The sequence below is a fragment of the Microcystis sp. M165S2 genome, from assembly GCF_020245885.1.
Taxonomy (GTDB): Bacteria; Cyanobacteriota; Cyanobacteriia; order Cyanobacteriales; family Microcystaceae; genus Microcystis.
In genome coordinates this window covers 1-15,503 of sequence record NZ_JADBTZ010000366.1, presented here as the reverse complement: position 1 = coordinate 15,503, position 15,503 = coordinate 1, and the positions used below count along the sequence as shown (strand labels likewise).

General features: G+C 41.1%; 14 protein-coding genes and 1 pseudogene. 2 read left to right on the top strand and 13 right to left on the bottom strand.

The genetic code is table 11. From position 1 onward, the window contains the following. The 9 genes from IM479_RS18155 to IM479_RS18115 all read right to left on the bottom strand — a co-directional run. A partial coding sequence (locus tag IM479_RS18155) for a helix-turn-helix domain-containing protein (protein WP_071821032.1) occupies positions 1–130 on the bottom strand: 130 nt, incomplete at its 3' end. A 192-nt stretch (positions 131–322) separates the two neighbouring features. Continuing rightward, positions 323–1,159 carry a CRISPR-associated endoribonuclease Cas6 gene (gene cas6 / locus IM479_RS18150; protein ID WP_287683654.1) on the bottom strand — a complete coding sequence of 279 codons (837 nt, stop codon included), beginning with the start codon at positions 1,157–1,159 and terminating at the stop codon, positions 323–325. Further along, complete coding sequence (locus IM479_RS18145; RefSeq protein ID WP_287686206.1) at positions 1,159–1,725, bottom strand: Uma2 family endonuclease; 567 nt, start codon at positions 1,723–1,725, stop codon at positions 1,159–1,161. Before IM479_RS18145 ends, cas6 begins: the two co-directional genes overlap by 1 nt. Positions 1,726–1,808: 83 nt before the next feature. Continuing rightward, positions 1,809–2,375 (bottom strand): Uma2 family endonuclease, encoded by a 567-nt coding sequence (locus IM479_RS18140; RefSeq protein ID WP_287686205.1) that lies wholly within the window; start codon positions 2,373–2,375, stop codon positions 1,809–1,811. Between the two features lie 47 nt (positions 2,376–2,422). Beyond that, positions 2,423–5,176 (bottom strand): CRISPR-associated helicase Cas3', encoded by a 2,754-nt coding sequence (gene cas3 / locus IM479_RS18135; protein WP_287686204.1) that lies wholly within the window; start codon positions 5,174–5,176, stop codon positions 2,423–2,425. Next, entirely contained in the window at positions 5,169–5,993 is an 825-nt protein-coding gene (locus tag IM479_RS18130) for a hypothetical protein (RefSeq protein WP_287686203.1), read from the bottom strand. The genes cas3 and IM479_RS18130 overlap by 8 nt, the downstream gene beginning before the upstream one ends. A gap of 3 nt (positions 5,994–5,996) precedes the next feature. Then, a complete protein-coding gene (locus IM479_RS18125) occupies positions 5,997–6,890 on the bottom strand; it encodes a hypothetical protein (protein WP_286824737.1) in 894 nt (297 codons plus the stop codon). A 2-nt stretch (positions 6,891–6,892) separates the two neighbouring features. After that, positions 6,893–9,631 (bottom strand): hypothetical protein, encoded by a 2,739-nt coding sequence (locus tag IM479_RS18120; protein WP_286824738.1) that lies wholly within the window; start codon positions 9,629–9,631, stop codon positions 6,893–6,895. A gap of 87 nt (positions 9,632–9,718) precedes the next feature. Further along, a complete protein-coding gene (locus IM479_RS18115) occupies positions 9,719–9,862 on the bottom strand; it encodes a hypothetical protein (RefSeq protein ID WP_286824739.1) in 144 nt (47 codons plus the stop codon). A gap of 582 nt (positions 9,863–10,444) precedes the next feature. On the opposite strand from IM479_RS18115, the gene IM479_RS18110 reads away from it, so the two are divergent. After that, the gene (locus tag IM479_RS18110) at positions 10,445–11,302 is read left to right on the top strand and encodes a WYL domain-containing protein (protein ID WP_286824740.1); all 858 of its coding nucleotides are present in this window, start codon (positions 10,445–10,447) and stop codon (positions 11,300–11,302) included. A 244-nt stretch (positions 11,303–11,546) separates the two neighbouring features. Here the strand turns inward: IM479_RS18110 and IM479_RS18105 are convergent. Both IM479_RS18105 and mntA read right to left on the bottom strand, forming a co-directional pair. Then, a pseudogene (locus tag IM479_RS18105) lies at positions 11,547–12,243 on the bottom strand (IS1 family transposase); the annotation flags it as partial. Positions 12,244–12,539: 296 nt separating this feature from the next. Beyond that, a complete protein-coding gene (gene mntA, locus IM479_RS18100; RefSeq protein WP_286824741.1) occupies positions 12,540–12,959 on the bottom strand; it encodes a type VII toxin-antitoxin system MntA family adenylyltransferase antitoxin in 420 nt (139 codons plus the stop codon). Between the two features lie 143 nt (positions 12,960–13,102). Between mntA and IM479_RS18095 the strand changes: the two genes are divergently transcribed. Then, the gene (locus tag IM479_RS18095; protein ID WP_287686202.1) at positions 13,103–13,966 is read left to right on the top strand and encodes a WYL domain-containing protein; all 864 of its coding nucleotides are present in this window, start codon (positions 13,103–13,105) and stop codon (positions 13,964–13,966) included. Positions 13,967–14,034: 68 nt separating this feature from the next. Here the strand turns inward: IM479_RS18095 and IM479_RS18090 are convergent, their stop codons facing one another. Beyond that, positions 14,035–15,204 (bottom strand): HhoA/HhoB/HtrA family serine endopeptidase, encoded by a 1,170-nt coding sequence (locus IM479_RS18090; protein ID WP_287686201.1) that lies wholly within the window; start codon positions 15,202–15,204, stop codon positions 14,035–14,037. An 89-nt stretch (positions 15,205–15,293) separates the two neighbouring features. Continuing rightward, positions 15,294–15,503: hypothetical protein (locus IM479_RS18085; RefSeq protein ID WP_287686200.1), on the bottom strand; the 210-nt coding region annotated here is incomplete at its 5' end.

The following is a 15,503-nucleotide window of genomic DNA, read 5'->3' as shown; positions in this document are numbered from 1 at the left end:
TTTCGTACCATGCTTGTGTTCTGAGATGGAGAGCCTTATTGTAAACTAATCTTACACAGCCCAAAGTGCGCCGCAATAGCGACTCTTGTTCGGGTGTGGGGTAAAATCGAAACGAATAGGCTTTTTCCATGTCTCACATTCTAGCATATATTTGGTAAATGCGCTAGTATTTAACGGTAAAGCCGTCGTAGAACGACGGGGTTTCAGACCCAAAATTTTCGATGAACGAGTTAAAAATCCTTGAAAACTATTTCCAGAAGACGAAAAGGACTAAAACCGACGTTGAGGGCGGCGATCGGTATGTAGTCAGATTCATCCATAACTATCTTTTATCCTTAGAAATTCTGCGAGTCATCCCCATACCCATGGTGGTTTTCCGTCCCACTCCCGCATAGAGGGCAAAATCCGCCAGTGCATTAATCGCTTTAATCTTGGCGGGTTCCACCTCTCCCAAAAGACGATAGTGAATCTCGCCCACACAACCGATCGACTGGTTTTTATAGGCTTCGTCGGCTAATTTCGTTTGAATATCGAAAAAACTGGGAAAAATTGACTCTAGGGCAATAGAATCGAAGGGGATACCGCTATAGCGATTCCAACGACCGAGAAGGCTATTAAACACCAGTTCCCGCGTCGGTAAGGCACTATCGAATTTTCCCTGCCGGAAGGTGACGGGGGTGACGAAAAGGAAATGAAATTCCCGATTTGTTTCCGAGGCGTTTTCATACAGGTATTGATAAGTACAGGAGTTCGCCCAGGGTTGAACCGATTGCGGGGTAGCGAGGACGCTGGTAATGACGAGATCGGCGGAACCGAGATGCCAAGGGTGTTGCGGATTGAGATTCAACCAGAGTGAGGTTAATTTACCGAATAATCGGTCATCGAGCAGAGAAATCCGCCACCAGCAGGGAGTTTCTGGGGCGATCTCCCGTTCGTGTCGCCAGCGCAGGGAATTTATCGTTATTTTCCCCCCGGATTGAATCTGTAGTGGGGAGAGGGTAAAAGCTTTATCTCCCTCGGCTGCGTGCAGGGTGTCCCCTAATTCCTGATCAACACTACTGACAAGGGTAAGAAATAGCGCATGAAGGTGTCGTCCGGTGAGAAAATTCGGATAGATCGGCGATCGAGGTGTGAGATTGAGAACGAGACTGTAGGGCATTAACTTAATCGGGCCTTGGCAAAAATTTGTCTGGGAGTTAGGGTTAAATCGGGGAGGAGAATATCGCTAATCTCGTCATCGCCTTTTTTAATCGCTGGGGGTGCGTCGGGATAGAAAATCGTGATCTGCTTGGCCCGGGGATCGACGATCCAGACGCGACTGACTCCCGCTTTTAGGTAGGCCACGGCTTTTTCGCTCAGGCTGCTGAAGGATTGTTCAGGAGAAATAATTTCGATGACTAATTCCGGAGGAACGGGACAAGCTTCATCGGTGAGGGGAATATCTCCTAACCTTTCAGAGGAAATGTAGAGGAGATCGGGAACGGGACACCAATCTCGATCGTTTTTGCTGAGAATAATTGCCCATTCGATTCCCACTTCTCCCCGTCCTTGATTCCAGCGATCGAGTACGAGAAATAAAGCACCAGTTAAACGAGAATGAAAGAATTTCGGTGACATTTTCGGGATCGCTTCTCCATCGACTAATTCATAGGTAATATCGCCATCGGGAGCGGTTAGCGAGAAAAATTCGGGTAAAGTCAGGGGTTTAGAGGAGATAAGAGTCATGGTCAATTTTTAACCGAAGCGATAGGACAATCGAGCGGGAATTTTCAGATCGGTGCGATCGCTTATAACGAGACTGTAGGGCATTAACTTAATCGGGCCTTGGCAAAAATTTGTCTAGGAGTTAGGGTTAAATCCGGGAGGAGAATATCGCTAATTTCGTCATCGCCTTTTTTAATCGCCGGGGGTGCGTCGGGATAGAAAATCGTGATCTGCTTGGCCCGGGGATCGACGATCCAGACGCGACTGACTCCCGCTTTTAGGTAGGCCACGGCTTTTTCGCTCAGGCTGCTGAAGGATTGTTCAGGGGAAATAATTTCGATGACTAATTCCGGGGGAACGGGACAAGCTTCATCGGTGAGGGGAATGTCTCCTAACCTTTCTAGGGAAATGTAGAGGAGATCGGGAACGGGACACCAATCTCGATCGTTTTTGCTTAGGACGATCGCCCATTCGATTCCCACTTCTCCCCGTCCTTGATTCCAGTGATCGAGTATAGAAGATAAAGCCAGAGTTAAACGAGAATGAAAGAATTTCGGTGACATTTTCGGGATCGCTTCTCCATCGACTAATTCATAGGTAATATCGCCATCGGGAGCGGTTAGCGAGAGAAATTCCGGTAAAGTGAGGGATTTAGAAGAGATAAGAGTCATAGTATATAGTTTCTAGTGTAGTGAACATATCCCGCACAAGATAAAAATCAATCTTGTGTTAGAGCCTTAGTGTAGTTAATCACTACTGATCTATCTTTTGTGGGGTTATACTGAAGTCTTTCTTGATAGCCATTTGATCTCCATTTAATAAAAACTCCAGGCAAGTCTTTAAACCCTAATTCATGATCATAAGAATAAGGCTCAAAAGAATCATATATGGCTCCCTCCTGAACTGCACGGACTTTGATCACCATATCTTTACTGTATGCACATCCCCAATATTTTAATGGTTCTAATTTATATCGAGTTTCTTCCTTGTCGTAAATCCATTCGTAAACATCCACATTAGCATACTGATTTATATAGTTGCCTTCATCATTTTTTTTCAGAATCAAACGATCAATCGGAACTTGAATTTGAGGAGATTCTTTGACAATTTTTTCTAAACTATCACCCTGCTTACCGTCATCATATACCAAGGTAACGGATGGAGTCCAGCTACGGGTGATTACTAATCCTTTTTCATGAGCAGATTGACAAGTGAGATCGGCATTATAAACATAGTCTTGCAACAGGGAAAAAAGCTCAACAACTCGATAATCATCAATTGTCTGTTTTGTAGAAACACAATTCATGATCGCTTTCGGATCAAAGTTTTGAGCGTGCAAGTCATTAAGGGTTGTTTGATAATCTTCTAGCTCTGTCTCGCTCAAGGTATTGACAAATTCTGGAATATTATTGCCAACGACGATAATTTTTGCATCTTCAACATCACCTTTTCGATTGCAACGTCCCGCTCGTTGAATTAAACTTTCTGGGTTACACATTTGAGTAATCAATCTGGTACTATTTAAATCACAGCCAACTTCGATCGCACTGGTAGTAACCAGAATATAAGCTTGGTCTTTTTCATCTCTTTCTTTTAATCTTTGATAAAGCTTTGTTCGAGAATAATGGGAAGTTTTGGGAATATCTGACAAACGACCGTGATAAAGAAATAAAAAATCATTTTGTTCTTTAGACTTAATATTTAATTCGCTTTTGATGTTTTCATAAATCTCTATCGCATCTTTAACAGTTTCCACGGAAACGATGATACGATGACTTGGATTAGAGTGCCATTCTTCAAGGGTGATCGAGATCAACTTTTGTTGAAAATTTCTCGAATTTTTTAGATTATAAGCAATATCATTAACCCACTTAAACTGTTTCAAATTAGAATAGTCTTGCTTCAAAATTTGCTTGTAAAAATTATTTAGCTTCTCTAGATTGTCCTGAACATCAATGTAATCGATCACGTTATCTGCAAGATAATCCAATCTTTCCAGATGATTTTGTGATAAAGTTGCCGTCATTAAAACAAGCGAGCGTCCTGCTTCATACAAAGCTTTAACCAAACTGCAAAAGTTAGTAAACGAAATATCATCATAGGTATGAGCTTCATCAAAACAAATCAGTGTATTACCATGATGAATTCGATAGGGAAAGATGAATGATTTTTGCTTATCACCATAGCCAAAGTATCGATATATAAATTTATCAATCGTTGTTAAAATAATATCTCCTTTGTATAAATGTCTTCGAGAATTATTGCTAGATTTAACTTCTCCATCTAGATAAACATATCGATTCATTTCGGTTCCCGTATCTATCACCAAAGACACTTCACGTCCCTTGTGTAAGAGTGAAAATTGTTTTAAATATTTCTCACATCTCTGTTTTTGATCTTCTAACAAACTTCGTGCAGGTAGGGGTATAATCAGGCGATGTCTATCTTCTTTTGTAGATAGCATAGCTAAAAAGGGAATAATAATCGCTTCAAATTTTCCCACTCCTGTAGGAGCTTTAAGGATAAAAGCTGGATGTTGAGTTTCAGCCATTGTTTGAAAGACTTCTTCCTGCATTGGATTAGGTTGAAAATTCGCTAATTCTTTATACCAAAAAATTGCATTTTTTGATTTTTCTGGAATCGGTTTAGTTTTTGAATTAGAAGGCTTGATAATGGCAGTAATTGCTGGGTCTTCACTGATTGTATGTTCGTTTTTTTTCCACCACTCTTTAACAAGACTATCCAATTTACCTCCTAATTCCTTATCTTTTCCATTTTCGTGTAATTGTTGGAGTTGATTTTTATCCTCCTCTGATAAATTATATGTCCACGAACGAAAATTTAAAGTGATAGTTGGTTCTTTAAAAGGATAGGGATCGAGATAAAAAACACGGTGTTTGCTATCTTCGGATATACCTTTAGTTATTGTAAAATCCATAAATGTGCGAGATTTTGCCTGTTCGTCGTCTCCAATGACACGACAAGCTAATTCCGCTTCAATTTGATCGCACATTTCCAAAATATAAAGTTCTTTGGCGTATTGTAAGGGTTCTTTAGAGAAAATCTTCTGATATTCAGGATCTTTTTTTAATTGATAGGTATCCTTGATAATTTCCTTAGTTGAATAGTCATGATGTCCTCTCGCTAGAGCTTGCACCCAAAGATTTTGTGGTTTATCTACTTTAAATCGATGCCCTTTAAAAGAATAAGTATATTTTGTAAACTCTCCCTGTTTATTAGTTTCAACGAGAATTTTGAAGGTTTGTGGTTTAGCTTTGTCGTGTAAATTGATTCCTTCAATAACTCGTTCTAAAGAAAAGTTGTCATCTTGCCATTTTCTGGCTAATTGTCTAACATTACCTACATGATTACCCAGGGGTTGAAAAAGAATTTTATCAGGAGCAATTGTAGGTTCGCCTGGAAAAAACACGCGGCCGAATTTGAAAAAAGGTTTAGGGTTAGATTTAGACATTAATTGATTCTCCTTGTAAAAGTTCCACGAGTGCTACAGGAATCTGAAGATTTCCATCCGTATAGAAATCTAAAGTGGGTAAATGATTGGCTTTTTCAGGATAGTAAGCGGCAACAAAGGGGATAAAACCATTAATAGGCGATCGCTCTATGTCGAACAATCCCTTATCCTCATCTTGTGTCTGATCTGCTGACCATTCATAACGATAGAGATTATAAATATCACAACGATTAATTAAGGGATTTCGCTGTATTAAAGCTTCCATTGGAACAATAGTTGACGGGTGAGCGGAAAGAATCTTTCTTTGGAGTCGTATAGGTTCAGATACCTCGTCAATCACCGCAAATCCTTCCTTACCAATTTTACATCCGACTCCTCGTAGGTTAGAAAATGCCTCTAGACTAGACTCAGATTCACTGACAACATAGCCGATTAACTCCTCAGCGATAAAATATTCCCAAGTATGTAACTGAAAGTTTTCTCGATCGCCATCAATGTATAGTCTAGAAAAAACATCATGGTTAAACGATCGAGTTCCTTTGCGATGAGTACGATGGACTCCAGACCATTTATCTAGGACTGGATAGGCTCCTAACGCTATATACTGACGAGGTAGGGTGAAATAAGGCGGATTTTCCTTGTTAATGCTGGTTTCAGGGATATCTAATCCCTCGCTTAACATTACTATCCGTCGAAGAAACCCAGAAAAAGTAGTCGGTGGGACGAAGGGATAGGTGGCGATATTGAGAATCGATCCAGGCAGTATGCGAAATGTCATGGCCGCCGTTGGGATAATCTTAAAGGTCAGGCAATACATGATTTATGCTTGTAAAACCGTATCGACGAATATTGCGGAGTATTCTTGTAATTTGGCTAACGCTTCATTGCCTATCCAGCGATCGAAGTGCGCTTCTTGAATATGATTAGTAAAATTAGTTTCAGGATACAGTGCCAAATAAAGGAAATCATTGATCGCCTTTTGCGGGTCGGTTTCCGAGGGAGAAACGATTGGACGCTTCCCTCTAGGAGATAAATATCTATCCAAAACCAGAAGCGGGGTACGATCGTCCGTTTCCGCAATAGCAATTCCTTTAGGATTTCCTGAACCTATGCGAGGTAATGAATCCAAGAAAGCATAAGCGACAGCTGAAAAGTCTTGATCGGTGATACTCAGAGCATGGTTATAAACGGGATAGAGAATGCCGGGTTGATTGTATTCTCGTCTAAAAGGTGTGGGAGTTTCATCATTTCGATTGACCAATAAAGCGGGGTGCATTGCTCGTTGTTTTTCGACCGGGTAAATCTCTTGTATGGCAACACCTCCACCATGAGTTACCCGACCGATTAAAGTCCGTTTTCCTGGATCGAGTGCGCCAAATGTAGCACAAATCGGACAAGTGGGTTCAGCACAGGTTTTGGGAATTCCGCATTTTTGCTTATCTCCTAGCAGCTCTCCACTTTTCACAGGAGACCACAGTAAACAACGTCGTTCAACTCCGCGCCTTTTAGTCGGAGAAATATAACATTTTTCAATTTCTTTACCATCTTTTGTACTCAGTTTAACAATTTCAACTAAGTTAACATTAACCTGTACTTCATGTCCTAAATAAAGCTCTTGAGAGCCTTCGAGAATGGCATAAATATCAAAATGCAATCTAGGTTTATTAGCATCAGTCTTAGGTAGTCCAGTCGTCACTTTAGATTCGGTAGCCATCGTTATTTATCTCCTTTAGATGAAAGTTTACGAACCAATTCAGGAAAACGCGTATAAAGAGAAAGTTTTAATCGATAAGTGAATTCCCTCCAGTTTTTATCTCCTTGTTTATCCGTATATAGAGGATCATTTGCAAAATAAGTATAAGCATTTTTAATATCGTCAAGAGTAAGATTTAACGATGCGACACCATCTTTTTTTACTTCTATATCCTCGGAAATTTTAAGCTTTTCAAAAATTAATTTTCTGGCTTGATCGTAAATAAAATATGTGTCTCTATCTCGCTTGAGAGTGGCTTTGATTTTAGTACGGTCTTGATCTCCAATAGAGGCATAGTAGGTGAAAAAATGCTCATCCTTTACATTTTCAATGATTTTGCTAATTTCTCTGGCAACTTCTTTTTTGATTTTATCGATAGTTTTTTCATCTAAATTATCTTGTTCTTTTTTTCCTTGCTTCCGTTTTTCTTCCATCTCTTTATCCTTTTTTATAAGAAATTCAGCCCATTCTATAAAGGGATAAAGTAAGCCTGTTAATGCAGCTACATCTTCATAGATTTTAGCTCTTTTAGACATTGTTGTTTCTGACATAGAATAAACTCCTTTTGATCGTTTTTGATTTCTCACGTCTTCATTGATTTGTTTCCAGTAGAGTTCTCGAATACTCTCTAACCATATCTTGTTTTCAAATTTGAGATTGTAGTCGGGAACTCCAGATACAATAAATTCCGCCAAGTAAGGCATATCTTGTTGTACATAACGAATAGCGTCTCCTAGTTTAAGATTTATTTTTTGTTCATTTTTTTGTTGCTGGGTTTTAGCATCTTTAAGTTTAAGATTTATTTTTTGTTCATTTTTTTGTTCCTGGGTTTTAGCATCTTTAATAATGATGTTTTGATTATATCCCTCCATTATTCCTTTAAGCAAAATTAGTTGTCTTCGCTCTAGCTTATCTGGTGTACTTTTTTGTAAATATAAATCGATTTCCCAATCCGATAGAACCTCTAAAGGAAGTTTAGAAGCAATCTTGGCTAAAGCGTACTGCTTTAATCCTAATTTTTGAGAAGCGATATCACCATTGTTAGTTTTATCTTTTTGAGAATTTAAAATAATATATTTTCCCGCAGTAACATCTAGTTCACCAGTAGTTAATCCTCTCAAGTATTCTTTTAGATTATATAATCTAACTCTATCATCATAGCCAGATTTTTCTCGAATAGGCTTGAGTCGTAAGATAATACTATCATCCGTTACTTTTAAGGGTGAGGCAAACGATAATACAGAACAAGAAGAGCAAATGAAAGGTCTATCTTCACTAGAGGATGATTGACGACGTTGAGACGGTCGCTCGAACATAAATCTAGCTACTCTCCACCGCGCAGTTTTAGCATCTAAAGTTACTCCGCAAGAGTAACAAAAATCTTTACCATCGTCTCCCGCTGTCCTTGCTGCTAAAGTTTTTGGGCCAATCGTTAAAAGCGGTTCTGGAATGGTTTCGAGTTTTGGATTTTCTAACAAACGATACATCTCTAATATACATTGAGTGAAAATATCGCCACGAGTCGAGTTAATTTGTTCTGTGGCTGTTTTGTTAAAAGATTTAGCGATCGCTTGAATTGGCTTCAATAGATCGGTTTGTTTTTGTTTTTTTATAAACTCAAACGGATTTCCATCCGATTCTTCTAAAAGTCTCCGCTTCTCCTCGATCGATCCTTCATGAAAAATAATTTGTGACTCTATTTTATCCTTTTGCTTCTGTAATTTGCTAACTTGAGCTTTTGACAAACCAGTTTTTTTCAGTTGCTCATCAAGGGTTCTTATCTCATGATAAATAGCTCGTTGCTCATCTAATAATTTAGACAAAACTTTCTGAAAATAATCTCTGTATTTTTTAAACTCTTTAGCTTGCATTTCTTGTTTATCTTCTAGCTCCTTTTGCGTGGATTTTAAATCCTTCAAGCTAAGTTCTCCAGATTCAATCGCTTTAATTAGCAGATCAATCTTTTTCTGGCGCTGATTTTGGCGATCATTGACTTGCTCGAAAACGGCTAAATATAAAGCGGCTAACACCTTGGCTTGATCTCTAGTAATGATCGGAATTTCTAGGGTGCTAAAACCTCGTCCCGCTAATGTAACACTTTTTAGCATTGTCATAAAAGTTTGCATTAACCCTGATAGCTGATATTGAAAGTCTCCATAGATAGAAAAAATAACTTTCTCGATAAATTCTATCCAAAGTTCCTCAATATTATTCGATTGTTGAGTTTGTGGAATAAAAATCTGCACATGGTAATTACTTTCATGCAGGGAAACAATCTGATATTTTTTCTGCAAAAACTCTAAAAACCGATCAATCGTGCTTTCATGAGTTAATTTTGCCTGTAGCTCTCCCGGTGACGGTGATTTGTACACAAGCTGTATCCTACCTATCTCTCGTTCTCGATAAAAAACTTGATTTCCCTTAAACGTGGGTTTAATGAACTCGCTTTCTTTTTGAGGTTGAGAAAGTCGTAACTGTCTAACCAATTTAGGACGATCGAAGGTTTGGGCGATCGCTATCGCTCTGGGATCGTTAGCTAAAGCGGAAATTAATGTCGAGTCGGTTTGAGGGATCGCATTCGCGGCCAAAGCACTCAATAAGATAATAATGTCGAGATCATTAATCTCTTCCAGAGTCGTAACCGCTTTTGTATCTTGCTCTGGAGGAACATTCTCGAAAAGTGAAAGTTGTTTAATCGACATAGTGCTGTCCTTCCTTGATTTCTTATTTTGAGGGAGTAGGCTGAAAAGTGCCTACTTCCGCTCTCTAGAGGCGTTATTGCTGGGATTCTAGGTTAAATCAGCGTAAATTCTGACTTCGCCTTCAGAATCCAAGACTGGAGACTGTTTAAGTTCTTCGATCTCGCGCCAAAGACGCTCGATTTGGTGCAGAAGATGCTCGATTTGCTGATAAATATCGTCCAAATTAGCCATTACTGACCTCCGTTTTATTGACATGGGTATCCATCTGGAGTCAGCTTTGCTATAATGCAAGGCAGAAAAGTTTAATCATATAGATAGCCGACTCCAAACGGCTTCTTTTAATATAGCTCACTGTTCACGTCCTGACAAGTCTGAGGCAAGAAAAGCAAATCATTCTCTTAAGCATATCATGGTAAGATGATCGATCACTGAACCCCTGATACTAAGAGGGATTGAAACCTGACAAGTATTGAGGCTACTGTTTAGCCTTTTCATCGAATCCCTATTAGGGATAGAAGCCAGACAGGGCAATATGCGATCTTTGTCTATGAGGTTGTCCATGCTACTCTGTCTCCTTTTGTTCACTCCAGATATCTGCCGTTTTAGATCGCCTGAACTCCCCACAACGATGTGGCGGTGACACCATGCTGATCAATATTTTCCGAGTTCCCGACAAAAGGTTACACGGACGCAGAACCATTGTCAGTGGTATATCCCCCTCATTTCCTCTTACCATAGCTTTTTGCGCTCATTTATCATTACAATATAGGTAGTATAGCGCAAATATTCTAAAACTGCAAGTATATTTTTAAGGTGAATCGCAAAAAAGAAACAATTACACTGTCAATTCCTCCCGGCACGAAGGAGAAGCTAGAAGCGATCGCCCGACGTTTTAACATCTTTTGGGGGAAAAGTCCTAGTCCATCGGGTCTGATCGCCGCCATCGCCGAAGGGGAACTGGAGATCGGTGAACCTTTTACCCTCTCGGCAAAGCGGGTCGAAGCGATCAAGAAAGCGATCGACCGTCTGGTGCGATCGGGTCACATCGAACCGGCCCAGACTCTTTCTAATTTTCTTTTAGAGAGGGGAAATCTCTCCCCTCAAGAGCGTCGGGAGATTTCCGAACAGGTGAGTCAGTATGATCGCGATTGGCGGCTGACAGTGGAGCGCTATATCCATGACCGGCAAGCTTTTCGGGTAATGTACAAAAATTCTCAGGGACAGACCCTAGAATTTACCGTTCGCTCTGCCGAGATCATGTTTCGGGAAAAAGAATTCTATCTGGAGATCTGGTGTGAGGAAACGGTCGACCTGCCAGAAGAAGATCAGCGAGACTTTCCCGAGCTTGTTCACAATCGCTGTCTTAAATTCTCTCGTATTCAAAGCCTGATCCCGATCGAAGAACCATGGCGAGACAGTCTCGATTTTATAGAAGTACAATTACAGTTAGAAAAAGATCTCGTGAAGGCTTATGAAAGGAAGACAAGGGATATCGACGACCGAGAGGTAAACGGAAAGAGAATTATAACCCGTAAGGTTTCTAGTCCTTTTTGGTTTATCCGGGAGATTTTACCCTACGGGAATCGCTGTATTGTACTTACACCAGAGTCATTACGCAACCGGATCAAACAAATGTTATTAGATCTTTGCCAACAGTACAAATCGGGGTAAAATTTGCGATCGCTGTTCACGAGGATCGGTTATATCTGGACTTCCCCTTTGACAAAAGGACATAACCTTTGCTGTATGAGGGATTAAGAGAATTTCTGATATCCTGTTACCGGGTACAAATTAAGGAAACCTCCAATAAATCTAGCGCCTAAAGTCCGAAAAATATGCACGGGAAAGTTCTCTTGATTCCGTTTTCGGTGGTGATTCGGTAGTAGTGATGGAGGCTTAATCCTTTGCTTTGCTGTGCATTGTAGTCATGGATAAAATACCAAACAGCGCCAACGTGATTCTCCATTTTTTTAGAGAAAGATAGACTCTCTCTCACCAGCCGAGAAATCCTTTGTCGAAAGGTATTATTTAATCTTTCAATATGATTAGTTTGACCAGTTTCTTTCCCCACGGCTCGATGACGTTTACTCGGAATTACTGTCTTATAGAACTCCCAAAAATCTGTGTAAGTAACAGCACATTGTCGGTAAACACCTGGTAAACTGGATCCAAGGTTTTTTGGCTGATTGACGACTCCTATCTCCTAAATAGCAACCAATAATTTCCCTTGTTTTTCTATCAATTGCCAGCCAAATATACACCTTTATCGTCTTAGAAAAAACCAAAGACCACATCTCATCACATTCTCTGACCAATTTGCTTTTTGATTTTTCCGAAACCTTTACTTGACGTGGGACAGACGCAAGTTTATTGTTGACATAATTTTGTAACCATGACCAACTTACTCCAGTTACTCTAGCAATTCCTCGTAAGGAAATTCGTTCGAGCAAGAGTTTATCAATTAATTGTTTGGTTTCGTCAGAGACGGTTTTATTAGTGGGATTGCTCACCAACTGGCGACCACAATCTTTACACTTACGTTTGGGTTTGCCATTATGTGTAGAACCATTTTTGATGGTATGGCAAGAACCACATTTAGGACAAAGAAATATTGAAGCTGGTGAATCTTTTGTTAGAAGATTATGTTCTAAATCTTCATCGCCATCCAACCAAGATTTAATAATTCAAGAGAAGATTTTGATAGAAAAAGCAATCATAAAAAGCAAATTCTTGAATCATAAAAAGCAAATTTTTTACATTTATCAGGTAATTATTTTTATTAGTCAATATTCTACACAACTCAGGCTAGATAAGCAAGGTAGCTCACCACTACTATCGGATCACTACCCGGCGAGGTATCGATTCATGAGGTTTAATTCGTCTATTGCGATCAGAGGTTGAATAGGATTTACACTCCTTTTTCTCGTAGAGAAATCTCTAGATTATTCCGTAATTGACGGTATAACGCTTTCGATTCTTCAGGATTCATAAGAAATTTTTCTTTAAATACCTCGAATAGTCCCGTTTCCCGTTCGTATAGAAGTTGACCATCCCGCGCGACATAATGAGCGAGGATCGGCGAACATTCTTTTAAATCAACCACATCAATTTTGTCATCGGGAATCTCGAAAGCTTGTTCGAGCAGTGTATAAATTTTCAACAGACTCGAAATATCCTTGCGATCACTTCTTTCCCCGTATAAAACAGCGAAATCCCAATCGCTATCAGGTCTATGCTCTCCACGCGCTCTAGAACCGAAGAGAATTAATAGTTTTAAATTCGGTAGTTTTTCGACAATAGCCGTAATTTTTTCTACTAGCCTATTCATATTTAGCCTCTATCAAAAAAAATGGCGAGAATCCGATGGATATATCGATCGATGTCCGTAGCGTCTGTCTATGTCTATTATCAAATGCAGAGGAAGCAAAGAGCAACTAAATACCAGAAAAAGTGTCCGTATGTTTATAAACTATGAGCCGGATAGGACAATCAATCACTTTATCGGTCAGTGAAAAAGAAAAACAGGCCCTAGAAATCCTTGCCAGTGAATTCGGGCTATTGTGGGGAGATAAACCGAATATATCGAAGTTAATCAAAGAAATTGCCCGTAATAAGCTTAAAATCGCCCCTAATCACGACTGGAAGCCCGCTCGCTTGCAGATGCTCCAACAGGCGATCGATTCTCTCATTGATGCTGGACAAATCCCCATCGCCCTGGAACTAACTAAACTACTATTAGAACGGAGCGAACTGTCAGGCCCCTTACGCAAAGAGCTAGAAGACCGCCTCGATAATCCTCCCCCACCATGGCGGCTGGAACTCGATCGCTGTATTCTCCGACAACAACCGTTTCAGTTATCCTATCAGGATGCGGGCGATCGACTCTGGCAATTCCATCTTTACCATGCCGCTATCAATCGTCACGAGGAGCGGCTATATCTCGACTGCTGGTGCGAGGAAACCGAGGGAAATCAAGATATTTCCGAACTACACCATAATTGGAGTTTACGGCTCGATCGAATCCCCAACGATTCCTTAATTACCCCGATCCCTAAGGGCAAGTGGCGCAGTCAGCTTGATAGCGTCTCGGCCGAGTTTCAGCTATTCGATGGATTAGCTCGATCGTACCGGACCAAAACCGCTATCGATATTGCCAACGAATTGATCTCGATCGATCCCCTTGTCCGGCAGATTACCCGACAGGTAACGAGTAGCTTCTGGTTTTTCCGCGAAATTCTCCCCTACGGAGAAGATTGCTTGCTGATCTCCCCGGAAAAAGTCCGCAAGCGTTTCTATGACAAGTTGCAGCGGCTTTATCGGCGCTACGAGTCCTGAAAAGATTTTCGTCGCTGCTCAATCAAGGCATGAAAACTCACATCTGATAACTGATCACTGACCGCCGATTACTGATTCGACATTTGGGCGGTGATTACGGTGAGATCGATCGCCCTTTCACCCCTTCTGATCCTGAGGGGTAAAGATTGACCGATCCCGGTTTTTTCCACCATTTCCTGTAACTCACCGCCATCGCTAACCGGTTGATTATTAGCTTTGACAATCACATCCCCGCGACGGATCCCGGCTTTTTCGGCGGGGGTATTGGGTAGGACTTTCACCACCAAAATTCCCGACACTTCTGGGACGATCATGGCAGAATTGGGGTTTTGATTATTAGCCCGGGCTAAATCGGGAGTTAGATTAACCATCTGCACACCGATATAGGGATGGGCCACCTTTTGACCTGATTCTAGGGTCGCTTGTAACTGCTTGGCCCGGTCGATGGGAATGGCAAAACCGATCCCCATGGCATCGGCACGAATCGCCGTATTGATGCCGATGACTTCCCCTTGGGCGTTGAGTAAAGGACCGCCGGAATTGCCCGGGTTAATAGCGGCATCGGTTTGGATAAAATCAATGCGTTTATCGGGAATACCCGCCTTAGCCGCCGAGCGCCCGATCGTGCTAATAATTCCTAAAGTTACCGTATTATCTAGACCGACGGGATTGCCTACTGCGATCGCCCAGTCCCCCACTTGTATGGATGAGGAATTGCCGAGGACGGCTACAGGTAATTTTTCCCCTTGGGGATTAATTTTCACCACGGCTAAATCAGTGATCTCATCAGTACCGCGTACTTCTCCTTTGAAGCTACGACCATCTTTTAATGTCACCGTTACCTTATCGGCATTATCGACCACATGGGCATTAGTTAAGATTAAACCACTGCCATCGATAATAAAACCCGATCCCTGGCCCGCCACTCGCTGCTGTGTCGGGACACGAAACTGTTCCCCAAAAAACTCCTGAAAAAAAGGATCATCAAAAAAGGGGCTATTGGGACGAGTAATGATCGCTTCGGTGTCAATTCGCACCACTGCCGCACCCGTGCGCGCCACTGCCTTAGCGACAAAACTTTCCGCCGTCATCTCTGGGGTAATTCTGGCCACATCGGCGGCAACGCTGGGCAGATTTTGAGCATTTACCGCCGCTAAACTGCTAAAACCGAGCATAATTCCTAGAAAAGTTGCCAAAGCGTGGGTAATAGTGCGCCGTAACCCTGTAGGAAGTTTCATACTTTGATCTCTGATTCTGATGTTTTGACTGTTTCTATCTATCGGTTGACAGACCGACTATTAAAAATCTAACAAATCGATCGCTCTGGTTAAATCCAGAAATAACCAATGAGTTGCCACCAAATCCGTCTGCTGGCGGATTTGGTCATGGTTTGCCGTTTACCTGAAATGTCGGCTTGAAGGCTCTCGGTTTTACCTCGGAGATGAAAGGTTCCGCCAGCATAGAAATAGCGAAGCACGATTGACAACTCAATTCTTAGCGTGCTAGAATAGTTTGCGTAGTAGGTCGGCACGCAAGA